We start from the raw sequence: 24022 nt of genomic DNA, 5'->3' as shown, positions 1-24022 counted from the left end.
CCCCGAAACGCCCGCCCCCGAAACGCAAGACGCGCCGCACCCCCGAAACGCGCCGCGCCCGAAGAACCCCGCCCCTTCTTCTCTTTCCAAATACGCCGGGGAGCGCGAGGGGCAGAGCCCCTCGCCTTTTCACCTGCCGCGCCTCCGGCGCGCGGGGCAGCGCCCCTCGCCCCTTCACGTGCCGCGCTGTTCCGCTCCGCTCAGACCCGCTCGATGGCCAGCGCGATGCCCTGTCCGCCGCCGATGCACATGGTGATCAGCGCCTTTTTCCCGCCGGTCCGCTCCAGCTCGTAGAGCGCCTTGACCGCGAGGATCGCGCCGGTCGCGCCGATCGGGTGGCCAAGCGCGATGGCGCCGCCGTTCGGGTTGACCTTCGCCGGGTCGAGCCCCAGCCCCTTGTTCACCGCCAGCGCCTGCGCGGCAAAGGCCTCGTTGCTCTCGATCACGTCGAAATCGGCAAGCGACAGGCCGGTGCGCGCGAGCAGGTTCTGCACCGCCGGCACCGGGCCGATGCCCATGACCTCGGGGCGCACCCCGGCATGGGCGTAGCCCAGCACCCGCGCCCGCGGCGTCAGCCCCGCCGCCGCAGCGGCCGCGCCGCGCGCCAGCACCAGCGCCGCGGCGCCGTCGTTGAGCCCCGAGGCATTGCCCGCGGTGACCGAGCCGGCGCGGTCGAAGGCCGGGCGCAGCCCCGCCAGCGCCTCGGCGGTGGTGGCCTTGGGATGCTCGTCGGTGTCGAAGATCACCGTGTCACGGCGCGAGGCGATCTCGACCGGCACGATCTGCTCCTTGAAGAGACCCGCCTCGATGGCCCGCGCCGCGCGCTGCTGGCTTTCCAGCGCGAAGGCGTCCTGCGCCTCGCGCGGGATGTCGTGCTCCTTGGCGACGTTCTCGGCGGTGATGCCCATGTGGCCGGTGCCGAAGGGGCAGCTGAGCGCGCCCAGCATCATGTCGACGGTGCGGATGTCGCCCATCTTCGCGCCCCAGCGCTGGTCCGGCACGATGTAGGGCGCGCGGCTCATGCTCTCGGCGCCGCCGACCAGCGCGAAGTCGGCATCGCCCAGCATCAGCGCCTGCACGCCCGAGACGATCGCCTGCGCGCCCGAGCCGCAGAGCCGGTTCACGTTCATCGCCGGGGTGGTGTCGGGAATGCCCGCCTGCATCGCGGCGACGCGCGACAGGTACATGTCGCGCGGCTCGGTGTTCAGCACGTGGCCAAAGACGACATGGCCGATCTGCCCGCCCTCGACCCCGGCGCGCTCCAGCGCCGCCTTGGCCGCCACGGTGCCGAGCTCGATCGGCGGCACCGATTTCAGCGACCCGCCAAAGGTGCCGATGGCGGTGCGCGCGCCGCCGAGGATGACGATTTCTTCCGAAGCTTCGATGGCCATGACGGATCTCCCTTTCCGTTGCGTCTCGCAGGTCGCGCGGACCATGCCGCAGCGCAGCGGCGCTGTCAGCCGGGACGTTCCGTCACCTCGCCTTCGCCCTCCCCGGCCGCCTCCCCGCCGCGGCTCCCGCCCAGCATCCGCACCTCGCGCTGCGGGAAGGGGATCGAGATGCCGTTCGCCTTGAACGCATCCCAGAGCGCGAGGAAGACGTTGCCGCGGATGTTGGTCAGCCCCTGCGACGGGTCGATGATCCAGAACCGCAGGATGTAGTCGACGCCCGAGTCGCCGAAGCCGGTGATGTGGCAGACCGGCGGACGGCTGCTCAGCACCCTTCCGACGCCCTGCGCCGCCTTGATCGCCACCTCGCGCACGAGGTGCGGGTCGTCGCCGTAGGAGGTGCCGAAGGTGATGTCGACGCGCACCAGCTCGTTCGAATGCGACCAGTTGACCACCTGTCCGGTGATCATGTCCTCGTTCGGGATGAGGTATTCCTTGCCGTCGCGCGTGGTGATCGACACGTAGCGCGCGCCCAGCGCGTTGATCCAGCCGAAGGTCTCGCCGATCGAGATCACGTCGCCCGGCTTGATCGACTTGTCGAGCAGGATGATGATCCCCGACACGAGGTTCGACACCACCTTCTGCAAGCCGAAGCCGAGCCCGACGCCGATCGCCCCCGAGAGCACCGCGAGCCCGGTGAGATCCACCCCCGCCAGCTTCAGCGCCAGGAAGAAGGCCGCGCCGTAGAGCGCCACCTGCAGGAACTTCACCGCCAGCACCTGCATCGAGGGGCTGATCCCCTCGTTCCTGCGGATGCTCGCCGCCCCCGCCGTGGCGAGGAACCGCGCCAGCGCGATCAGCGCGACGAGGATCACCACTGCCTGAAGGATGAGCCAGAGCGAGAGCTTGGACTCGCCGAAGCTGACCGCGGCGCTTTCCAGCAGCGCCTGCGCCTCGTCGGTCAGCCCGAGGATCCACATGGTGACGTAGCCCCAGGCCCCGTAGCGCACCAGCGAGCGCAGCGCCGGGTTGCCGATCAGCCGGGTGATCAGCGCGATCAGCAGCCAGGCGGTCGAAAGCTGCGCGATGATCTCCAGCAGGTAGGTGCGCGACGGCCAGGTGATCTGGTGCATCGCCGCGATGACGACCCAGATCAGCGTGACGAAGATGATCATCCGCAGCCGCCGGTGCAGCACGATCAGCACGCGCATCCGCCATTTCGGCCAGCCCTCGCGCGCCCGCATCCACTCGTAGAGCCTTGGCCCCAGGAGCGCGCGCAGCAGGTGCGCCGCGCCGAACAGCGCCAGCGCGATCCCCAACTGGTAGAACATCCAGGGCCGCAGCACGATGGCAAGGAAGGTGTCGACCTGCCCGAGCAGGGTGAGCCCGGTCTCCTTCAGCGCCTCGAAGGGCGTCCGGTCCGGGTCGGGAAGGTCGGTCTCGGGGTTCATGCGTGCGCGGGGCTCCTCACCCCGCCAGCGTGGCACCACGCCCGTTCCGGCTCAAGGCCCTGATCCCCAAGGCTCGGTCGCGGCGGAGCCCCGTTCGCGGGGCCCCGGGCCCGGGCGGTGCCCCGGATCAGGGCTTCGGCAGGTTCAGGGTGATCTCCTGCGCCTCGGCCTGGGGCAGGCTCATCAGCAGCCCCCAGAGCAGCGTTGCGATCAGGACCAGGTGCATGGCGTTCATCAATGACATGGCATCTCCTCCACGGCGGTAACAAAACTACGCGCGGCCGCCGCGAAAGTTCCAAACCTTCCGCCATCGCGCGCGATGGGTTGATCGGCGCGCGGCAAAGAGGTATCCCGGCGGCATGACTCGGCTTCTTGACCTCGGTGACCGCGTGCGTCTGCGCGAACGGTTCCACGGCGCGAACTTCACGGTTCTGGCGCGCCTATAAGGCTGTCTTGCAGCCCGCCCCGGCGCGGGGGCTCTCTTCCTGCGCCAAGCCCAAGCCAAATTCCAAGACATATACACCCCGAGAGGACCCCCATGTCCGGCAAGACGCTCTACGACAAGATCTGGGATGCCCACGTCGTCCAGCAGGACGCTGACGGCACCTGCCTGCTCTACATCGACCGCCACCTCGTGCACGAGGTCACCTCGCCCCAGGCCTTCGAGGGCCTGCGCATGTCCGGCCGCAAGGTCCGCGCCCCCGAGCGCACCATCGCCGTGCCCGACCACAACGTGCCCACGACGCTCGACCGCGAGAACGGCATCGAGAACGAGGAGAGCCGCATCCAGGTCGAGGCGCTCGACAAGAACGCCCGCGACTTCGGCGTGAACTACTACCCGGTCAGCGACGTCCGCCAGGGCATCGTGCACATCGTCGGCCCCGAGCAGGGCTGGACCCTTCCCGGCATGACCGTGGTCTGCGGCGATTCGCACACCGCCACCCACGGCGCCTTCGGCGCGCTGGCGCATGGCATCGGCACGTCCGAGGTCGAGCACGTGCTCGCCACCCAGACGCTGATCCAGTCCAAGTCGAAGAACATGAAGGTCGAGATCACCGGCCAGCTGCGTCCGGGCGTCACCGCCAAGGACATTACGCTCTCGGTCATCGGCCACACCGGCACCGGCGGCGGCACCGGCTACGTCATCGAGTATTGCGGCGAGGCGATCCGCGCGCTGTCGATGGAAGGCCGGATGACGGTCTGCAACATGGCCATCGAGGGCGGCGCCCGCGCCGGCCTGATCGCGCCCGACGAGACCACCTTCGACTACGTGAAGGGCCGCCCGCACGCGCCGAAGGGCGCGCAGTTCGAGGCCGCGCTTTCCTGGTGGAAGACGCTCTTCTCCGACGAGGACGCGCATTGGGACAAGGTCGTGACGATCAAGGGCGAGGACATCGCCCCCGTCGTCACCTGGGGCACCTCGCCCGAGGACGTGCTGGCGATCACCGACGTGGTTCCCGCGCCGGAAAGCTTCACCGGCGGCAAGGTCGAGGCGGCCAAGCGCGCGCTGCAGTACATGGGCCTCGAGCCCGGCCAGAAGCTGACCGACATCAAGATCGACACGGTCTTCATCGGCTCCTGCACCAACGGCCGGATCGAGGACCTGCGCGCCGCGGCCGAGATCCTCAAGGGCAAGAAGGTCAAGGATGGCATGCGCGCCATGGTCGTGCCGGGCTCGGGCCTCGTCCGCGCCCAGGCCGAGGAAGAGGGGCTTGCGCAGATCTTCATCGACGCGGGCTTCGAGTGGCGGCTTGCCGGCTGCTCCATGTGCCTCGCGATGAACCCCGACCAGCTGGCGCCGGGCGAGCGCTGCGCCGCCACCTCGAACCGCAACTTCGAGGGCCGTCAGGGCAAGGGCGGGCGCACCCACCTCATGTCCCCGGCCATGGCGGCGGCGGCGGCGGTCACCGGCTACCTCACCGACGTGCGCGACTTCATGGCCGCGCCGGTCGAGGCCTGAGCGATCCCGGGGTCCCCGCGCGGGACCCCTTCCCCTATTCCGGCGATTCCGGCCGGGCACCCGCGCAGCCACATGCCTTGTGCATGAGATGTGCATCGGATGTGCCCCCCGGATCCCGCCCCATCCCCAAGGAGGGACAGATGGAAAAATTCGAGAAGCTGACCGGGATCGCGGCGCCCATGCCGCTGGTGAACATCGACACCGACATGATCATCCCCAAGCAGTTCCTGAAGACGATCAAGCGCTCGGGCCTCGGCGTGCATGCCTTCGACGAGATGCGCTATCTCGACGACGGTTCCGAGAACCCGGACTTCGTGCTCAACAAGCCGCAGTACCGCGCCGCGCAGGTCATCGTCGCCGGTGACAACTTCGGCTGCGGCTCCTCGCGCGAGCACGCGCCCTGGGCGCTCGCCGACTTCGGCATCAAGGTGGTGATCTCCACCTCCTTCGCCGACATCTTCTACAACAACTGCTTCAAGAACGGCATGCTGCCCATCGTCATGCCGCAAGAGGCCGTCGACGTGCTGATGAAGGACGCGGAAAAGGGCGCCAACGCCCGCATGACCGTAGACCTCGAGAACCAGGTGGTCACCACCTCGGACGGCGAGGAATTCGCCTTCGAGATCGACCCCTTCCGCAAGCACTGCCTGATCGAGGGGCTCGACGACATCGGCCTGACCATGGAAAAGGCCGGCGCGATCGACACGTTCGAGGCCGCCGCCGCCCAGTCCCGCCCCTGGGTCTGAGCCTCCGGCACATCAGCGAACAGGAAGGGCTGTCCCCGCGGGGACAGCCCTTTTTCCTTGCCCGCGCCCGCCCCTTCCCGGCGCCGCGCTCGCGCCACCGTCCGGCCTGCCTCCGGCGGGGATATTTGACCCATGTGGAAGACCCGCGCCGCTCCCGGCTTCCACATGGTCCAAGTATCCCGGGGGAGTCGCGCGCAGCGCGGCGGGGGCAGAGCCCCCTCTTTCCCGCTTTGCCGCAAGTCCTGCGGCGGGGGCAGAGCCCCCTCCTTCCCGCTTTGCCGCAAGTCCTGCGGCGGGGGCAGAGCCCCCTCCTCCCTCAGCACGAGCGCGAAAGATCCATCTCCGGCACCTCGCCCGTCACGATGAGCCGCGCGCTGGTCGCCGCGCGCACAGCCTCGACGGTGATCCCCGGCGCGGTCTCGATCAGGTGCAGCCCGTCCGCCTCGGGGCGGATCACCGCAAGCTCGGTGACGATCAGATCGACGCGCCGCTCGGCGGTGAGCGGCAGGGTGCATTCCGGCACGATCTTCGGCGCCCCGCCCTTGGCGCAGTGGATCATCGCCACGATCACCCGCTTCGCCCCGGTGACGAGATCCATCGCCCCGCCCATGCCGGGCACGTAGACCCCGGGGATCATCCAGTTGGCGAGATGGCCGCGCTCGTCCACCTGCAGCCCGCCCAGCACCGTCAGGTCGAGGTGCCCGCCGCGGATCAGCCCGAAGGAGAAGGCACTGTCGATGGTCGAGGCGCCCGGCACCGCCGAGACGAAGCTGCCGCCCGCGTCGGTCAGGTGCCGGTCCGACATGCCCTCGGGCGGGCGCCGCCCCATGCCGACCACGCCATTCTCGGCCTGGAAGAACACGCCCATGCCCTCGTCGAGATGGTCCGAGACCAGCGTCGGGATGCCGATGCCGAGGTTGACCAGCGTGTGCGGACGCACCTCGGCGGCGCAGCGACGGGCGATGAGTTCCTTGGGATCCATCACGGCCTCGGTCATGCCACCCTCCGAATCACGTGATCGACCAGCGCGCCGGGGGTCTTCACCGCGTCGGGCGGGATCATCCCCACCGGCACGATCTCCTCGGGCTCGGCGATCACCACATCGCCGGCCAGCGCCATGATCGGGTTGAAGTTCGTCGCGGTCAGCATGTAGGTCAGGTTCCCCACGTAATCGCAGCTGCGCGCCGCGATCAGCGCGAAATCCGCGCGCAGCGGCGGCTCGAGCAGGTAGGGCCTGCCCTCGACCTCGATCACCTGCTTACCCTCGGCCACCTTGGTGCCCAGCCCCGTCGGCGTCAGCACTCCGCCGAGCCCCACCCCGGCGGCGCGGATGCGCTCGACCAGCGTGCCCTGCGGCACCAGCTCGACCTCGAGCGTGCCCTCGCGCATCTGCTCCTGCACATCCGGGTTGAGCCCGATGTGGCTGCCGATGAACTTGCGCAGGCAGCGCGCGGCGACCAGCGGGCCGACGCCGCGGTCCGGCCGGGCGGCGTCGTTGACGATGACCGTGAGCTCCTTCCTGCCCGAGGCGGCAAGCGCGCGGACCATCCGGTCCGGCGTGCCGACCCCCATGAAGCCCGAGAGCATGATCCGCGCCCCGTCCGGGATCAGCGCCACCGCCTCGTCCACCGTAAGTGCCTGGTACATCATCGCCCTCCAAGAACATGTCGCTACGGCGCCAGTCAGAACACGGAAACTCTGCGTTCGACGTTGCGTCAGGTCAAATGTCTTGGATATCCCTCACAAGATGATAACAGGAAAGAAAACTCGCGCTTAAGACGTACGCGCTGCCCGCAAGGACCGGCCCGCCATGCCCGCCGGGACGACCTGTTGCTTAATGATTTCCTTGAGAAAGCCGTCGCGGATCCGGCCGCTCCCGACCGTCCGCGGGGTCCCGGGCCAGGGCTGCCGGTCCGCCGGATGCCAGTTGGAGTTGATGCAATTTCGCACCTTTTCCACCATGAAACCGCCGGATTTCGCCGGTCCCCTTTGGTCACGCTTGCCGCGCAGGTCAGAAGTAGGCAAAATTTGGGCAATAATGAGGCAATCCGCCGGCGCGGCGGGGTCAGTGAAAAACCAGGGGGCAGGAACGCACCCGGCGGGCACGAGGGGCGCGGCACAGCGTCCGGCCCGGCACGACCGGAAAAAGGGCAGAACTGGTGATTACGCGCTTTCTCAAAGCCGGAGTCCGCGCCGTTGCAATGGCCCTGCTCATTGCGATGCCCGCGGTGCTGCTGCCCGGCGGCGCGGACATGGCGCAGATCACCGGCCTTCTCGCGCTGGTGGCGGCGCTGCTGACCTTCGTCGAATACGTCGGCGACTACCCCTCGATTCTCGAGTTCCGCGACGCCCCGCCCTTCAACCGGCTGCGTTTCGTCGCGCTTTTCGTCACGGTGCTCGTGCTGACCCTGCTCTGCCGGGGCGAGATCGCGCCCACGCCGCTCTCGCAGGGGCTCGAGCGCATCGCCACGACGGTCGGCGACTGGCTGGACTTCCCCTTCTCGCCGGTGCGGCTGATGGTGCTGCTGGCCACCGACGACATGAGCGCGGCGGATGTCGCGCGCATCCGCACCCACGCCGGCATCGCCTACCTGCTGTCGGCGGCGAGCATGCTGGGCTTCGTGCTGACCGTCCGGCTGCTGAACTGGCCGATTCGCCATGGCGCCTTCAATTTCTGGGTCAACCTGCCGCTCTTCGATCCGACGATCGGCAAGGACGTGCTCTACCGGCTCAACCGCGACGGCAATGTTAACGTCGCCTTAGGCTTCCTTCTGCCATTCCTGATCCCGGCGGTGATGAAACTGGCGTCGCAGACCATCGACCTGCTGTCGCTGACCGAGCCGCAGACATTGATCTGGACGATGAGCGCATGGGCCTTCCTTCCGGCAAGCCTGGTGATGCGGGGCGTCGCGCTGATGCGCATCGCCGCGCTGATCGAGGAAAAGCGCCGCCGCGCCTATGCACAGGCGGAGGCGCAGACCATCTGACCCGGCTGCGGCTGCCGGCGCTTCTGCTCGCCGCGCTCCTCGCCTGCGCCCTGCCCGCGCGCGCGGCCGAGATCACCCTCGCCACCTGGCATGCCGATCTCAGCCGCAAGGGCCCCGGCCTGCTGCTGCGCGACCTTGCCGAGCTGCGCGATCCCCTGCCCGCGGTGCTGGACGAGATCGTCACCGCCGATGCCGACCTGCTGCTGCTCACCGACATGGATTTCGACCTAGGCCTCGCAGCGCTGGCCGAACTGGCGGCCCGGCTCGAGGAGCGCGGCGCGGCCTATCCCCACCGCCTCGCGCTGCGGCCGAATTCCGGGCTCGCCAGCGGCGCGGATCTCGACGGTGACGGGCAGCTGGGTGGCCCGCGCGACGCGCAGGGCTTCGGCGAGTTTTCGGGCCAGCACGGCATGGCGCTGCTCTCGCGCGAGCCGCTGACGCTGGTCCGCGATGTCTCGGACCTGCTCTGGCGCGACCTGCCCGGCAGCCGGATGACCGCGGCCGACCCTGCGGCGGATCTGCAACGCCTGTCCTCGACCGGCCACTGGGCAGTACGCATGGGGGGCGGCGCGGGCCTGTTGACGCTGCTCTGCCTCGCTGCCACGCCGCCGGTCTTCGACGGGCCCGAGGATCGCAACGGCCGGCGCAACGCCGACGAGATCGCGCTCTGGCGCCGCATCCTCGACGGCGCGCTCGGCCCGCCGCCCGAGGAGCCTTACGTCTTGATCGGAAACGCCAATCTCGACCCGGACAAGGGCGAGGGCCTGCGCTCCGAGATGGCGGGCCTGCTCGCTGATCCGCGCCTGCAGGACCCCCTGCCGGGCCTGCCCACCGCCGACTGGCCCGCCACCGGGCCGCTGCGGGTCAGCTACATCCTGCCCTCGGCAACGCTCGGGATCGCGCGGGCGCGGGTCGGCGCTCCGCTGACGGGCCAGGCGCACCGGCTGGTCACGGTCACAGTCAGCGTGCCTGAAATTGCGAAACGCCCCTGATTTCTTGACCATTCCGCCCCTCTCCGCTACGCGATTGCGCAACATTCCGAGGAGAGACTTTCCATGAGCAACCCTTCGCTTCTCATCCTGCCCGGCGACGGCATCGGCCCCGAGGTGATGGCAGAGGTCCGCCGCGTCATCGACTGGTTCGGCGACAAGCGCGGCCTCAAGTTCGATGTCAGCGAAGACCTCGTGGGCGGCTGCGCCTATGACGCGCATGGCACGCCGCTGACCGACGAGACCATGGCCAAGGCGCAGGAAGTGGACGCCGTTCTGCTCGGCGCCGTGGGCGGCCCGAAATACGACAAGCTCGACTTCTCGGTGAAGCCCGAGCGCGGCCTGCTGCGCCTGCGCAAGGAGATGGACCTCTACGCCAACCTGCGCCCGGCCCAGTGCTTCGACGCGCTGGCCGACTTCTCGTCGCTGAAGAAGGACGTGGTCGCCGGTCTCGACATCATGATCATCCGCGAGCTGACCTCGGGCGTCTACTTCGGCGAGCCCCGCGGCATCATCAAGGAAGGCAACGAGCGCGTCGGCATCAACACCCAGCGCTACACCGAGAGCGAGATCGCCCGCGTGGCCCGCTCGGCCTTCGAGATGGCGCGCAAGCGGAACAACAAGGTCTGCTCGATGGAGAAGGCCAACGTGATGGAATCGGGCATCCTGTGGCGCGACGTCGTGCAGGAGATCCACGATGCCGAGTACCCGGACGTGGAACTCTCGCACATGTACGCCGACGCCGGCGCCATGCAGCTGACCCGCTGGCCCAAGCAGTTCGACGTGATCGTCACCGACAACCTCTTCGGCGACCTGCTGTCCGACCTCGCGGCGATGCTGACCGGCTCGCTCGGCATGCTGCCCTCGGCCTCGCTGGGTGCGCCGATGGCCAACGGCCGTCCCAAGGCGCTCTACGAGCCGGTGCACGGCTCGGCGCCCGACATTGCGGGCCAGGGCAAGGCGAACCCCATCGCCTGCATCCTCAGCTTCGCCATGGCGCTGCGCTACAGCTTCGACAAGGGCGACGAGGCGGCCCGCCTCGAGCAGGCGATCGAGAAAGTGCTGGCCGAGGGCTACCGCACCGCGGACCTGCTGGGCGAGGAAGGCAAGCAGCCGGTCTCGACCTCGGAAATGGGCACCGCGATCCTCGCCGCCCTCGACGCGAGCCTCTGAGGCGGAACGGCGAAGCATCGCCGGTCCAGGTTGGAACGGGGCGGTCATCGGCCGCCCCGTTTTCACGTTCCGCGCGGTCCTGCGTTGAATTCCCCCCGATTGGCGCTAACCCTAGTCCCGAGGCGGAACAGACGGATCAGCACCCATGGGATCAAACGCAAAAGGCGCGCTCATCGCGCTGATCACCTTTGGCATCTACTCGACTCACGACGTGATCGTGAAGTTCCTCGGGGCCGACTACAGCCCCGTGCAGATCGTGTTCTTCTCGGTACTGCTGAGCTTCCCGCTGGTCAGCCTCATGCTGATCCGCGACACCACGGCGGGCCACCTGCGCCCGATCCATCCGTGGTGGACCGCGACGCGGACGCTCTCGGCGGTGATCACCGGGCTCTGCGCCTTCTACGCCTTCTCGGTGCTGCCGCTGGCCGAGACCTACGCGATCATCTTCGCGCAGCCGTTGCTGATCACCGTTCTGGCGATTCCCATCCTCGGCGAGCAGGTGCGCCTGCGCCGCTGGCTGGCGGTGCTGGTCGGCCTTGCCGGCGTGCTCGTTGTGCTGCGCCCCGGCGCGACGGAACTGACCCTCGGACACGCGGCAGCGCTGGTTGCGGCGGTCTTCGGGAGCCTCTCGTCCATCGTGGTGCGCAAGATCGGCCACGAGGAGCGCTCGGTGGTGCTGCTGCTCTACCCGATGATGGCCAACTTCATCATCATGGGCTGCGCCCTGCCCTTCGTCTATCACCCGATGCCGATCGAGCATCTCGGCGCCGTCGGACTGATGGCGATTCTCGCCATGGCCGGGGGGGCGCTGCTGATCACCGCCTACCGCGCCGGCGAGGCGGTGATCGTCGCCCCCATGCAATATTCGCAGCTGCTCTGGGCCACGCTCTACGGCGCGATCTTCTTCGACGAGTTCCCCGATTCGATCACCCTGCTCGGCGCATCGCTGATCATCGGCAGCGGCGTCTACATCGTGCTGCGCGAGGGGCGTGCGAAGTCCTCCGAGAACACCCCGGTGCTGCGCACGCGCACCCGTATCGAGTTCGGAACCACCCTGCGCGTCGGCTCGCTTCTGCGCACGATGAAAAGGCGAGAAAAAGGGGCGAATAGGCCCTTGCCAAAGGTCTGAGGCTGGGCTACTCCCCGCGGCACGGTCGGAGTGTAGCTCAGCCTGGTAGAGCACTGTCTTCGGGAGGCAGGGGCCGGAGGTTCGAATCCTCTCACTCCGACCAATTACGCAAAGGCGCCCCTCGGGGCGCCTTTCGTCTTTCCGGAGCCTCGCGAACGCGCTCAGATTCCCTGTGCCATCCGTGCCTTGCGCGGCGAGGTCAGCTTCATGCCGGGCGTGGTGAGCCGCTCCTCGGACCCGGTCCAGGCATAGGCCAGCAGGCAGGGGTCGAGCTCGGCCGTGGTGATCCGGTGTTCGAGGCCGGGGCGGTTGAAGATCAGCGAGCCCGGCGCATGAACCGCGGCGTCATTCTCGGACCAGTCCCCGGCGACCGAGATGTAGCTCTCCTCGATCTCGTGGTGGCTGTGCTGCGGATAGGTGGTCCCCGGCGCGAAGAGCACGAAGCCCAGCACCAGCTTCTCGGCCTGAACCGGGCCGCGCGGGCCGAGCACCTCGCAATAGGCGTACTTGCGGGCCAGCGCCTTCGGCACCTTCTCGTAGCCGTATTCCCAGGTGAGCTGCTCCGCGACGCGCGACAGCGCCCGTGCCATGCCGCTCACCGCGCCGCGCTCGCCGAGGTCGAGCGCGCGGGGCAGGTGCGCGGTGACCGGCTTCGCCTCGGGCGGGCGCGCAACGACCTCGGGATCGGCGTCGATGATCGCGGCCAGCGACTCGCGCACCCGCTTGCGGTGCGCGCGGATGAGCTTGCTGCCGCCGGCCGAGCCGTGGCGGTAGAGCGCATCGAACTCGCGCAGCAGGTAGAGCCAGTTCGGGCAATCCTGCAGGCGCAGCGCCAGGTTCGGTGTGTCGGCACGTTCGTTCATCTCTGCGTCTCCAGCCTCGTCACGCGCCGACCCGGACGACGATGCGCCCGCGCACCGCACCCTCGAGGAACTTCGGCGCGGCCCCGATGACCTCGTCGAAGGCCAGCTCGTGGATCATCTCCTCGAGCTTGCCGAGGTCGAGATCGGTCGCGAGCCGGGACCAGGCCTCGAGCCGGTCGGGTTTCGGGCACATCACGCTGTCGACCCCCGCCAGCGTCACGCCGCGCAGGATGAAGGGCGCGACCGAGGCCGGCAGGTCCATGCCCGCCGCCAGACCGCAGGCCGCGACGACGCCGCGGTATTTCATCATCGAGATCATGTTGGCGAGCACCGTGCTGCCCGCGACGTCGATGCCGCCGGCCCAGCGTTCCTTCGCCAGCGGGCGCAGCTTGCCGGTCAGCTCGGCCCGGTCGATCACCGAGGCCGCGCCGAGGCCGCGCAGGTAGTCCGCCTCGGCGGCACGGCCGGTCACCGCCGCCACCTCGTAGCCCTTTGCCGCCAGCAGCGCCGTCGCGACGCTGCCGACGCCCCCCGCCGCGCCGCTGACCACGATCTCGCCCTTGTCGGGGGTCACCCCGTGCCGCTCCAGCGCCAGAACGCAGAGCATCGCCGTGTAGCCCGCCGTGCCGATCGCCGCCGCCTGCCGCAGGTCGATCGCCGCGGGCAGCGGCACCAGCCAGTCGCCCTTCACCCGGGCGCGCTCGGCCAGCCCGCCCCAGTGCACCTCGCCGACGCCCCAGCCGTTCAGCACGACCCGGTCGCCCGGCTTGAAGTCCGGGTGCGCGCTTTCCGCCACGGTGCCCGAGAAGTCGATGCCCGGCACCATCGGGAAGGCGCGCACCACCGGCGCGGCGCCGGTGATCGCCAGCGCATCCTTGTAGTTCAGCGTCGAGTAGGCGACCTCGACCAGCACGTCGCCCTCTGGCAGCTGGTCCTCGGAGACCTCGGTCACCGAGACGGTCTGCGTCTCGCCGGGTTTCTCGATCAGGATGGCCTTCATTGTGTCGTCCTTTCAGCTTGTCTGGTCAGGTCTCGATGAGACGGAAGAAGGTGGTGGCGAAGCGGCGCAGGGGCTCGGGACGAAGCTCGAGCTTGGCGCGCAGCACGGCGCCCTCCCAGCCGATCCAGAAGACCTCTGCCAAGGCCTCGGGGTCATGATCGGGGCTCAGCGTGCCCTGCGCCTGCGCCTCGCGCAGGAGCCGCGCGGTGCGGGCCTGCCAGTCCTCGAGCACGCAGGTCAGCGCGGCGCGGAATTCGTCCGGCAGCGCGCCCATCTCCTGCCCGAGATTGCCGACGAGGCAGCCGCGCCGGAAACCGTGCCGGGCCATGCCCTCCTCGGCCTTCTCGGTGAAGACGCGGAGCCGGTCGAGCGGCGCGCGCCCCTCGTTCAGGAAGGCGCGGTCGAGAAGCTCGGTGAAATAGGCGTTGTAGGCGGCGACGAGGGCGAGGCCGAAATCGGCCTTGCCCCGGAAGTGGTGGTAGAAGCTGCCCTTGGGCACGCCCGCCGCCTTGAGGATCTCGTCGACGCCCACCGAGGAATAGCCGCGCTCGGTCAGGTGGACGAGCCCGGCGCGGATCAGCTTCTGCCGCGCCTCGGACGCGTCCGGCGTGCCGCGCGGACGGCCGCGGCGGGGCTTCTCGGGGACGACGGAGGGCGAGTCGGGCATGGTCATGAATCATTAATAGACCGATCCGTCCAATAAATCTACGGCAGTTGTCGGAACGAGGGAGCCGCGCAACGAAAAGGGGCGGACCCGAAGGCCCGCCCCTGTCATCTCTCTTCGCAACCGGGCCCGGTCAGGCCGCGCCCGCCTTCATGATGCGGGCGATGTCGTCATGCTCGGCCACGTAGTGACCCGGCGCGATCTGGTCGAGCTGCGGCACGTAGTCCACGTCGCCCACCGCCAGCCGCGAGGGCAGGAAGCGCAGCGCCGCCTTGGCATCGAGCGGCGAGGGCAGCTCGCCGGGCAGGCGGATGCGGGTACGCGCGCGCTCGGCCACCGGGTCGGGGATCGGCACGGCCGAGATCAGCGACTGGGTGTAGGGATGCGCGGGCTTCGAACAGATCGTCTCGGCATCGCCCATCTCGACCACCCGTCCGAGGTAGAGCACCATGATCCGGTTCGAGATCTCGCGCACCACCGACAGGTCGTGCGAGATGAAGAGCATCGACATGCCGAACTCGGCCTGCAGCTCTTTCAGCAGCTTCACGATCTGCGCCTGGATCGACACGTCGAGCGCCGAGACCGCCTCGTCGCAGATGATCAGCTTGGGCCGGTTGATCATCGCCCGGGCGATGCCCACGCGCTGGTTCTGGCCGCCCGAGAGCTCGTGCGGGTAGCGGTTGTACTTCTCCGGCTCGAGACCCACGCGGGTCATCATCCGCAGCACTTCCTCGCGCCGCTCGGACTTGGTCAGCTCGGGGCGGTAGGTCTTCAGCGGCTCGGCGATCGAGTCGGCGATGGTCATCCGCGGGTCGAGGCTGGCGAGCGGGTCCTGGAAGACGATCTGAAGGTCCTTGCGTTCCTTCTTCAGCGCCTGCTTGTCCATCGCGTGCAGCGGCTTGCCCAGCCAGCTGACATTGCCGCCGGTGGGATCGACCAGCCGCAGCACGGCGCGGGCCAGCGTGGACTTGCCGCAGCCGGACTCGCCGACGATGCCCAGCGTCTCGCCGGCGCGCAGGCCGAAGCTGACGCCGTTGACCGCCTTCAGCGGCACGGTCTTGCCGAAGATGCCGCCCTCGATCTTGATCGGGAAGTGCACCTTCATGTCGTCGACGCGCAGGATCTCCTTGCCCTCGACGCGGCCACCGGCCTCGCCCTTGTCGATGCGCGGCATCGCGTCGAGCAGGCGGCGGGTGTAGTCATGGCGGGGCTGCGAGAAGATTTCGGTCACCTCGCCTTCCTCGACGAACTCGCCGAGGCGCATGACCTTGATGCGGTCGCACATGCGCGCCACCACGCCCATGTCATGGGTGATGAGGGCGATGGCGGTGCCGAGCTCGCGCTTGAGCTGGTCCATGAGGTCGAGAACCTCGGCCTGCACGGTCACGTCGAGCGCGGTGGTCGGCTCGTCGGCGATCAGCAGCCGCGGCTCGCAGAGCATCGCCTGGGCGATCATCACGCGCTGGCGCATGCCGCCCGAAAGCTCGTGCGGGTACTGCTTCAGGCGGCGCTTCGCCTCGGGGATGCGCACGCGCTCGAGCCAGTCGAGGCAGTGCTTCTCGGCCTCGCGGCCCGACATGCCGCGGTGCACCTTCAGCACCTCGGCCATCTGCTCGCCCACCTTGAGGTGCGGCGTCAGCGCGGTCAGCGGATCCTGGAAGATCATCCCGACCTTGTCGCCGCGGATGCGGTTCAGCTTGCTGACCGGCAGGTTGAGGATCTCGGAGCCCTGCAGCGCCACCGAGCCCGTCGCCACGCCGTTCTTCGGCAAGAGGCCCATGGCGGCCATGAAGCTCTGCGACTTCCCCGAGCCCGACTCGCCGACGATGCCGAGGCACTCGCCCTCGCGGATGTCGAAGGAGACGCCCTTCACCGCCTGAACGCGGCCGTCCTGGGTCTCGAAACCGACCTTGAGGTCCTTCACGGAAAGAATGGTCATGTCAGCGATCCTTCGGGTCGAGGGCGTCACGCAGGCCATCGCCGATGAAGAACATCGTGATGATGATGGTGACGTAGAAGAACAGCGGGAAGAGCAGCTGCCAGAGCGTGCCGTAGCCCATGGTGCCCGCGCCCTCGGCGATCAGCCGCCCGAGCGAGGTCATCGGCTCCGAGATGCCGAGGCCGAGGAAGGAGATGAAACTCTCCGCCAGGATCATCTCGGGCACCAGCAGCGACGCGTAGACGATGACCACGCCGATGAGGTTCGGCAGGATGTGGCGGAAGATGATCGCCCCCTCGCTCACGCCGCCGGCGCGCGCCGCCTCGATGAACTCGCGAGTCTTCAGCGCCAGCGTCTGGCCGCGCACGATCCGCGCCATGGTCAGCCACGACACCGCGCCGAGCGCGATGAACAGCGTGACGAAGTTCCGCCCGGCCACCACGAGGATGAGGATCAGGATCAGCGTCAGCGGGATCGCCAGCAGGATGTCGACGACGCGCATCATGATGCTGTCGAGCCGGCCGCCGTAGAAGCCCGCGATCACGCCCCAGGCGGTGCCGACGAGCAGCGCCATGGCGGCGCCGATCAGGCCCACCAGCAGCGAGGTCTGCGTCGCCTGGATGGTGCGCGCGTAGAGGTCACGGCCCAGCTCGTCGAGGCCGAAGAAGTGGCCGGTCTCGATCGAGGGCGCGCCCTGCACGAGGATGTCGCCCATGCGGGCCCAGTCGATTTCCTCGTTGTCCCAGACCGCGAAGAGCGGCCCGAACACGACGAAGGCGACGATCAGCGCCAGCACGACGACGCTGGCCATGGCGGCCTTGTTGCGCACGAAGCGCCCCATGGCGTCGCGCAGCAGCGAGCGGCCGCGGACGACCTTGAAATCGGTGATGTCGGCGGCCAGTTCCGCCGCCTTTTCGGATTTTCCGAACACGGGGTCAGCCTCCTCAGTAACGGATTTTCGGATCGAACCACGCGTAGGCGAGGTCGGTCAGCAGGTTCACCACGACGGTCAGCGCGCCGTAGAGGATGGTCACGCCGAGCAGCACGGCATAGTCGCGGGTGAGCGCCGAGCTCACGTAGGACTGCCCGAGACCGCCGGTCGAGAAGTAGAGGTCGACGAAGACCGAGCCCGTGAGCACGTAGACGAAGACCGGGCCGAGATACGAGATCACCGGCAGCAGCGTCGGCTTCATCGCGTGGCGCAAGACGATGGCGCTGTTGCTCAGGCCCTTGGCCCGCGCGGTGCGGATGAAGTTCGAGTTCAGCACTTCCAGCATGGACGAGCGCGTGATCCGCGCGATCGAGCCCATGTAGGAGGTGGAGAGCGCGATGACCGGCATCACGAGATAGGGCCACTGCCCGCCGTTCCAGCCGCCGCCGGGCAGGATGCCGAGCCAGAGCGTGAAGGTCAGGATGAGGATCGGGCCCATGATGAAGTTCGGCAGCGCCTGCGCGGCAATGCCCAGCGACACGGCAAGGTAGTCGATCCAGGTGTTGTGGCGGATCGCGGCGGCAATGCCGAGGCCGACACCGACGGCGGTGGCGACGAGGAAGGACAGCGAGCCGTAGGTCAGCGAGATCGGGAAGCCCTGCGCGATGATGTCGTTCACGCTGCGGTCCTTCTGCACGAAGGAGGGTCCGAAATCGAAATGGATGACGATGTTGTAGAAATAGTCCCAGAGCTGTTTCCACAGCGGCTGGTCGAGCCCGTATTGCGCGTTGATGTTGGCCAGCACTTCGGGCGGCAGCGGCCGTTCCGAGGTGAAGGGCCCGCCCGGCGCGACATGCATCATCAGGAAGGACGCGACGACCAGCAAAAGGATCGTCGGGATCGCGACCAGCAGGCGGCGAATGACATAGGTCAGCATTCTGGAGGATCCGGAAAAGGGCGCCGCCCCCGGCGCACGCGGCGCAGGGGCGGCGGGTTAGAGATGGTTATTCGGCGATCTTGTAGAGATTCTTCGAATACCAGTTCTGCTCGACGTTCTCGACTGGCCAGTTCCCCACGTCGCTGTCCATCATGTAGACGCCGGCGTAGTGGTAGACGGGGATCACCGGCACATCGGTGGCGATGATCTCTTCGGCCGCGGTGTAGAGCGGGGTGGTGTCCTCGGCGGTCTTCGCGTCGGCCAGCAGCGCGTCATACTCGGGGTTCGAGTACTTGCCGTCGTTGTAGCCCGAGTCGCTCTGGATCAGGTCGAGGAAGGTCGAGGCCTCGTTGTAGTCCCCGCACCATGCGCCACGCGCCATGTCGAAGGCCTGGCGACCGCGGGTGTCGAGGAAGACCTTCCACTCCATGTTGGCCAGCTTCGCCTGCACGCCGAGCTTCTGCTTCCACATCTGGGTCATCACCACGGCGATCTTCTCGTGCGCCTCGTCGGTGTTGTACATGACTTCGAAGCTGAGCGGGTTCTCGGGGCCGTAGCCGGCCTCGGCCAGAAGTTCCTTGGCCTTGGCGTCACGCTCGGCCTGGGTCATCGACGCCATCTCGCTCTTCGGCGGGGCGAAGCCGGCAACCGCCTCGGGCGTGAAGCTGTAGGCGGGCGGCTCGCCGCCACCCTTGATGTTGTTGGCGATGATGTCTCGGTCGACGGCCAGCGAGAGTGCCTGGCGCACCTTCGGATCCTTGAACGCCTCGGGGCCCGAGTCGCTGAGGTTGAAGGTGTAGTAGTAGTTGCACAGGCGCGGGAAGCTGATCGCCTCTTCCGGGTGCTCCTTCTGCAGGCGCGGGAACTGGCCTGCGGGCACCTCGGTGCGGTCGAGCTCGCCGGCGAGGTAGCGGGTCAGCGCCACGTTCTCGTCGTTGATCACCAGCGCGACGGTCTTGTCGAGGATGGTGTGCTCGTTGTCCCAGTACTGGGGGTTGCGCTCGCGCACGATGCGCTCGCCCGGGCGGTACTCGGTCAGCACGTAGGCGCCGTTCGAGACGATGTTCTCGGGCTTGGTCCACTCGGCGCCGAACTGCTCGATCACCTTCTGCGGCGCCGGGTAGGTCGTCGAGTGCGTGGTCATCTGCACGAAGTAGGGCAGCGGCTTGCTGAGGGTGACTTCCAGCGTGTGGTCGTCCACCGCCTTCACGCCCAGCTCCTCGGGGCCCATCTCGCCGGCAACGATCGCTTTCGCGTTGTTGATCGACATCAGCTCCATGAACCACTGGTAGGGCGAGGCGGTCGCGGGATCGACGGCCCGGCGCCAGGCGAAGACGAAATCGCCCGCGGTGACCGGATCGCCGTTCGACCACTTGGCCTCGTCGCGCAGGGTGAAGGTGTAGACGAGCTTGTCGTCGCTGACGGTGTAGCCGGTGGCGACGCCGGGCTCGAGGTTGCCCTGCTCGTCCTGGTTCATCAGGCCTTCGAAGAGGTCGCGCGCAACGGCCGAGCCCTCGACGTCCTCGACGATCTGCGGATCGAGCGAGCTGATGTCGTCCAGCAGGCGGTAGGTGAAGGTCTGGTCAGCGGCCAGTTCCTCGCCGGTCTCCGGATGGGTGGCGGCGGTGGCGGCGGTGATGCCTGCGACGAGCATGGTGCTCGACAGAAGGGCTGTCATCGTCAGTCGCGAAAAGCGGGTCATGTCCTCTCCCTGTAGTGGTGACATCTGCGGTCCGGATCCCATCGGACGGATCGGCCCCGGGAGCCGGGGCTGGGAATTGCGGCAAAATACTCGCCACGCGCATACCCGCAATGCAGTAATGCGTGGTGACGTAGCGTCTTGAAGGATTGGTTTCACCAAAAGCCTTGAAAGAGATGGACTTGGCAAGGGCAATGCCGGGATTGCGCAATATCGTGACCGCATGAATCGGCGGGATCACCGTGGTGTCATGTCCGCCGGGGGTGATTCGGTGGGCGGAAGTCGGGACAAAATGTCCATTCCTTGAGGAAACCGGGCGCATTTGCGGACGGGGCGAGGCGGCATGGAGGCGGGTCTTGGTGGCGCTGGGAGGCCTATGGGAAGGAGGGTTTAGGAATAGAGGCGCTCTCTGCAATTCCGCACTGGAAGTGTTTCAAGAAATTGTGACGGCATCCATTAATGCAATTTTCCGCACCATGATGGAATATAAATGCCGCAATCAGACTTGATACGTAAGACTATTTTCGACAAGAAGCATCGCACTCCCTGACTATTGAGAGCCGCGAAAAATTCGTCTCCGATTTAAGAATGACAAATAGCAGGCTCATCAAGAGCCAGACATATGACCCTTTTGATGGCGATGACCAGGACGGCTTCCGCCGTCTGTTGCGCCGAAGTGCAGCAATTGGCCGGTGATTTGCACCTGCGTTCGAACCGCGGCAATGGCTCACACGGGTCCCGCAGCTCCTCAATTCATCTTCGACGACCGACCTCCAGTGCGGAGATCGCGCGCCGCAAGGACCCAACGTCTCGAAACAGTCGGTGCCGCATGATGGGGAAAGTCAAAAGGCACGAAAGCCGCCCTAGGGGCGGCTGGTGGGGGGTTGGTTGCGGGAGCAGGATTTGAACCTGCGACCTTCAGGTTATGAGCCTGACGAGCTACCGGGCTGCTCCATCCCGCGACAGGGGAGATCGTTTTGAGAGATACGGTTTTTGTGGGCCTTGCTAGGTTTGGCGGTGACCTACTCTCCCACGTCTTGAGACGCAGTACCATTGGCGCGGCAGCACTTAACGGCCGGGTTCGGAATGGAGCCGGGTGTTTTGCTTGCGCTATGACCACCAAACCGAGAAAGACCCACTTGCTGCAGGCAGCAAGTGGGTCTGGTCGGCGGAAGCGACCTGCGAAGCAGGTTGCGGGCCGACACGTCTCACGTGCTGGATGCAGCATTTCCAAGTCAAGTATGTGTAGGGGTTGTATGCTTTTGTCTGATCGGAACAGCCTTGCTGTTCCTGGATCGGATCAAGCCTATCGGGCCATTAGTACCGGTCAGCTGAATGCATTGCTGCACTTACACCTCCGGCCTATCGACGTGGTGGTCTTCCACGGCCCTCAGGGATACCTTGTTTTGAGGGGGGCTTCCCGCTTAGATGCCTTCAGCGGTTATCCTGTCCGATCATAGCTACCCAGCACTGCCGTTGGCACGACAACTGGTCCACCAGTGGATCGTTCACCCCGGTCCTCTCGTACTAGGGGCAACTCCTCTCAAGTATCCTACACCCACGGCAGATAGGGACCGAACTGTCTCACGACGTTCTAAACCCAGCTCACGTACCTCTTTAAATGGCGAACAGCCATACCCTTGGGACCTGCTCCAGCCCCAGGATGAGATGAGCCGACATCGAGGTGCCAAACACTGCCGTCGATATGGACTCTTGGGCAGTATCAGCCTGTTATCCCCGGCGTACCTTTTATCCGTTGAGCGATGGCCCTCCCACTTGGGACCACCGGATCACTATGGCCGTCTTTCGACTCTGCTCGACTTGTCAGTCTTGCAGTCAGGCTGGCTTCTGCCATTGCACTCAACGAGCGATTTCCGACCGCTCTGAGCCAACCTTCGCGCGCCTCCGTTACGCTTTAGGAGGCGACCGCCCCAGTCAAACTACCCGCCACACAGGGTCCCGGAACCGGATAACGGTCCGCGGTTAGACATCAAGCAATGCAAGGGTGGTATCTCAAGGGAGGCTCCACAGAAACTGGCGTTCCTGCTTCGAAGCCTACCACCTATCCTGCACATGCATGGCCTGATGCCAGTGTGAAGCTGTAGTAAAGGTGCACGGGGTCTTTCCGTCTAACCGCGGGAAGCCTGCATCTTGACAGGCAATTCAATTTCGCTGAGTCGATGTTGGAGACAGCGGGGAAGTCGTTACGCCATTCGTGCAGGTCGGAACTTACCCGACAAGGAATTTCGCTACCTTAGGACCGTTATAGTTACGGCCGCCGTTTACCTGGGCTTCAATTCAGAGCTCTCACCCCTCCTTTTAACCTTCAGGCACCGGGCAGGCGTCAGACCCTATACGTCGTCTTGCGACTTCGCAGAGCCCTGTGTTTTTAGTAAACAGTCGCCACCCCTGGTTTGTGCCCCCAGCCAAAACTTGCGTTGAAACTGGGCCTCCTTCTCGCGAACTTACGGAGGTATTTTGCCGAGTTCCTTCAACATCGTTCTCTCAAGCGCCTTGGTATTCTCTACCAGTCCACCTGTGTCGGTTTAGGGTACGGTCTAAAAGTGGGGCTATTTCCAGGAACCGCTCAGCAGCCCTTCCAATCCGATAAGGAAGAACTACCCCTGCGATCCGTCACCACCACATGGCCCAGGAATATTGACCTGGTTCCCATCGACTACGCCTTTCGGCCTCGCCTTAGGGGCCGGCTTACCCTGCTCAGATTAGCTTTAAGCAGGCACCCTTGGACTTTCGGCGAGAGTGTCTCTCACACTCTTTGTCGCTACTCATGTCATCATTCTCGCTAGTGATCTCTCCACCGGATGCCTTACAGCCCGGCTTCACAGAAAGCACCTTGTCCTCCATTGCATCCCGAAGGATGCAGAAGAGGATAGGTGCTATGTCACACTACGCTCCGCTACCATGCGCTATGCGCATCCTCGGCTTCGGCTCATGGCTTGAGCCCCGTTACATCTTCGCCGCAGGACAACTTGATTAGACCAGTGAGCTGTTACGCTATCTTTAAAGGATGGCTGCTTCTAAGCCAACCTCCTGGTTGTTTTGGTCGTCCCACCTGCTTTCCCACTTAGCCATGAATTGGGGGCCTTAGCCGGAGGTCAGGGTTGTTTCCCTCTCCACTACGGGCGTTAGCACCCGCAGTGTGTCTGCCATCTAGTACTCCCGGGTATTCGGAGTTTGGTTAGGATCAGTAAGCCTGTGGGGCCCCATTACCCATCCAGTGCTCTACCCCCCGGGGTATTCGGATGACGCTCTACCTAAATAGATTTCGCGGAGAACCAGCTATCTCCGAGTTTGATTGGCCTTTCACCCCTAGGCACAACTCATCCCGACCTTTTTCAACAGGTGTGGGTTCGGACCTCCAGTTGGTGTTACCCAACCTTCATCCTGGTCATGCCTAGATCACTCGGTTTCGGGTCTGATCCATCTAACTCGACGCCCTATTAAGACTCGCTTTCGCTGCGCCTACACCTAACGGCTTAAGCTTGCTAGATAGACCAAGTCGATGACCCATTATACAAAAGGTACGCCGTCAGGACTCGAGGTCCCTCCGACTGATTGTAGGCGTTCGGTTTCAGGTACTGTTTCACTCCCCTCGTCGGGGTGCTTTTCACCTTTCCCTCACGGTACTGGTTCGCTATCGGTCAGTAAGGAGTACTTAGCCTTCGGAGGTGGTCCTCCGATCTTCGAACAGGATTTCACGTGTCCCGCCCTACTTGATACGTTCCATCGAGCTTCATATACGGGACTGTCACCCGCTATGGTTGGCCTTTCCAGACCATTCTATTCACTCTCAGGACTCGGCTGGTCCCCGTTCGCTCGCCGCTACTAGGGGAGTCTCTATTGATGTCCTTTCCTCCGGGTACTTAGATGTTTCAGTTCCCCGGGTTTGCTCTTAAAACCCTATGTATTCAGGTTAAAAGTACCTGTTTAAGCCCGTTATAAAGTGCCGAAGCAATTATAACGAACTTTCAGGTGGGTTGCCCCATTCGGAAATTCCTGGATCAAAGCTTATTCTCAGCTCCCCAGGACTTATCGCAGAGTATCACGTCCTTCATCGCCTCTTACTGCCAAGGCATCCACCAAACGCCCTTCTCGCGCTTGATCCGATCCAGAAAGAGCAAGGCTGACGCCTAGCGAAACACCAC

At 66.0% G+C, this 24022-nt stretch carries 17 protein-coding genes, 2 tRNA genes and 2 rRNA genes; 7 read left to right on the top strand and 14 right to left on the bottom strand.

Annotated elements, in window-relative coordinates; all coding sequences use genetic code 11:
- Positions 1-200: 200 nt before the first annotated feature.
- Positions 201-1391 carry an acetyl-CoA C-acyltransferase family protein gene (locus tag PVT71_RS05965; protein ID WP_353473582.1) on the bottom strand — a complete coding sequence of 397 codons (1191 nt, stop codon included), beginning with the start codon at positions 1389-1391 and terminating at the stop codon, positions 201-203.
- Positions 1392-1456: 65 nt separating this feature from the next.
- Positions 1457-2839 carry a mechanosensitive ion channel domain-containing protein gene (locus PVT71_RS05960; RefSeq protein ID WP_353473581.1) on the bottom strand — a complete coding sequence of 461 codons (1383 nt, stop codon included), beginning with the start codon at positions 2837-2839 and terminating at the stop codon, positions 1457-1459.
- A gap of 538 nt (positions 2840-3377) precedes the next feature.
- Here PVT71_RS05960 and leuC point away from each other — a divergent pair.
- Together leuC and leuD are read left to right on the top strand one after the other, a co-directional pair.
- On the top strand, positions 3378-4799 hold the full coding sequence (gene leuC / locus PVT71_RS05955) for a 3-isopropylmalate dehydratase large subunit (RefSeq protein ID WP_353473580.1): 1422 nt from the start codon (positions 3378-3380) through the stop codon (positions 4797-4799).
- 140 nt (positions 4800-4939) lie between these two features.
- Positions 4940-5545 carry a 3-isopropylmalate dehydratase small subunit gene (leuD, locus tag PVT71_RS05950; protein ID WP_353473579.1) on the top strand — a complete coding sequence of 202 codons (606 nt, stop codon included), beginning with the start codon at positions 4940-4942 and terminating at the stop codon, positions 5543-5545.
- Positions 5546-5861: 316 nt separating this feature from the next.
- On the opposite strand, the gene PVT71_RS05945 is transcribed toward leuD, so the two are convergent.
- Both PVT71_RS05945 and PVT71_RS05940 read right to left on the bottom strand, forming a co-directional pair.
- Complete coding sequence (locus PVT71_RS05945; protein WP_353473843.1) at positions 5862-6527, bottom strand: 3-oxoacid CoA-transferase subunit B; 666 nt, start codon at positions 6525-6527, stop codon at positions 5862-5864.
- 11 nt (positions 6528-6538) lie between these two features.
- On the bottom strand, positions 6539-7192 hold the full coding sequence (locus tag PVT71_RS05940) for a 3-oxoacid CoA-transferase subunit A (RefSeq protein WP_353473578.1): 654 nt from the start codon (positions 7190-7192) through the stop codon (positions 6539-6541).
- Between the two features lie 554 nt (positions 7193-7746).
- Here PVT71_RS05940 and PVT71_RS05935 point away from each other — a divergent pair.
- From PVT71_RS05935 to PVT71_RS05915, 5 genes are all read left to right on the top strand, one after another.
- On the top strand, positions 7747-8532 hold the full coding sequence (locus PVT71_RS05935) for a hypothetical protein (protein ID WP_353473577.1): 786 nt from the start codon (positions 7747-7749) through the stop codon (positions 8530-8532).
- Positions 8415-9524, top strand: coding sequence for an endonuclease/exonuclease/phosphatase family protein (locus tag PVT71_RS05930; protein WP_353473576.1), 1110 nt, complete (start codon positions 8415-8417; stop codon positions 9522-9524). The genes PVT71_RS05935 and PVT71_RS05930 overlap by 118 nt, the downstream gene beginning before the upstream one ends.
- Before the next feature lie 63 nt (positions 9525-9587).
- On the top strand, positions 9588-10694 hold the full coding sequence (gene leuB / locus PVT71_RS05925; RefSeq protein ID WP_353473575.1) for a 3-isopropylmalate dehydrogenase: 1107 nt from the start codon (positions 9588-9590) through the stop codon (positions 10692-10694).
- A gap of 145 nt (positions 10695-10839) precedes the next feature.
- Positions 10840-11823 (top strand): DMT family transporter, encoded by a 984-nt coding sequence (locus tag PVT71_RS05920; RefSeq protein WP_353473574.1) that lies wholly within the window; start codon positions 10840-10842, stop codon positions 11821-11823.
- A 26-nt stretch (positions 11824-11849) separates the two neighbouring features.
- Positions 11850-11926 (top strand) — tRNA-Pro (locus PVT71_RS05915).
- A 58-nt stretch (positions 11927-11984) separates the two neighbouring features.
- On the opposite strand, the gene PVT71_RS05910 is transcribed toward PVT71_RS05915, so the two are convergent.
- The 10 genes from PVT71_RS05910 to PVT71_RS05865 all read right to left on the bottom strand — a co-directional run bounded on the left by PVT71_RS05910 (position 11985) and on the right by PVT71_RS05865 (position 23981).
- Positions 11985-12686: a dimethylsulfonioproprionate lyase family protein gene (locus PVT71_RS05910; protein WP_353473573.1), complete on the bottom strand. Its 702-nt coding sequence runs from the start codon at positions 12684-12686 to the stop codon at positions 11985-11987.
- A gap of 19 nt (positions 12687-12705) precedes the next feature.
- Entirely contained in the window at positions 12706-13686 is a 981-nt protein-coding gene (locus PVT71_RS05905; protein ID WP_353473572.1) for an MDR family oxidoreductase, read from the bottom strand.
- A gap of 25 nt (positions 13687-13711) precedes the next feature.
- On the bottom strand, positions 13712-14359 hold the full coding sequence (locus PVT71_RS05900; RefSeq protein ID WP_353473571.1) for a TetR/AcrR family transcriptional regulator: 648 nt from the start codon (positions 14357-14359) through the stop codon (positions 13712-13714).
- Positions 14360-14483: 124 nt separating this feature from the next.
- Positions 14484-16289, bottom strand: coding sequence for an ABC transporter ATP-binding protein (locus tag PVT71_RS05895; RefSeq protein ID WP_353473570.1), 1806 nt, complete (start codon positions 16287-16289; stop codon positions 14484-14486).
- A 1-nt stretch (position 16290) separates the two neighbouring features.
- On the bottom strand, positions 16291-17220 hold the full coding sequence (locus tag PVT71_RS05890; RefSeq protein ID WP_353473569.1) for an ABC transporter permease subunit: 930 nt from the start codon (positions 17218-17220) through the stop codon (positions 16291-16293).
- Positions 17221-17233: 13 nt separating this feature from the next.
- Positions 17234-18157, bottom strand: coding sequence for an ABC transporter permease subunit (locus PVT71_RS05885; RefSeq protein ID WP_353473568.1), 924 nt, complete (start codon positions 18155-18157; stop codon positions 17234-17236).
- Between the two features lie 67 nt (positions 18158-18224).
- A complete protein-coding gene (locus tag PVT71_RS05880; RefSeq protein ID WP_353473567.1) occupies positions 18225-19859 on the bottom strand; it encodes a peptide ABC transporter substrate-binding protein in 1635 nt (544 codons plus the stop codon).
- Positions 19860-20741: 882 nt separating this feature from the next.
- Positions 20742-20818 (bottom strand) — tRNA-Met (locus PVT71_RS05875).
- Between the two features lie 47 nt (positions 20819-20865).
- Positions 20866-20980, bottom strand: a 5S ribosomal RNA gene (rrf, locus tag PVT71_RS05870).
- Positions 20981-21152: 172 nt separating this feature from the next.
- Positions 21153-23981, bottom strand: a 23S ribosomal RNA gene (locus PVT71_RS05865).
- Between the last annotated feature and the right edge of the window lie 41 nt (positions 23982-24022).

The sequence above is a fragment of the Salipiger sp. H15 genome (genome assembly GCF_040409955.1).
Taxonomy (GTDB): domain Bacteria; phylum Pseudomonadota; class Alphaproteobacteria; order Rhodobacterales; family Rhodobacteraceae; genus Salipiger.
Note: the sequence above shows the minus strand (reverse complement) of the source record. Positions and strands in the feature narration are given on the sequence as shown.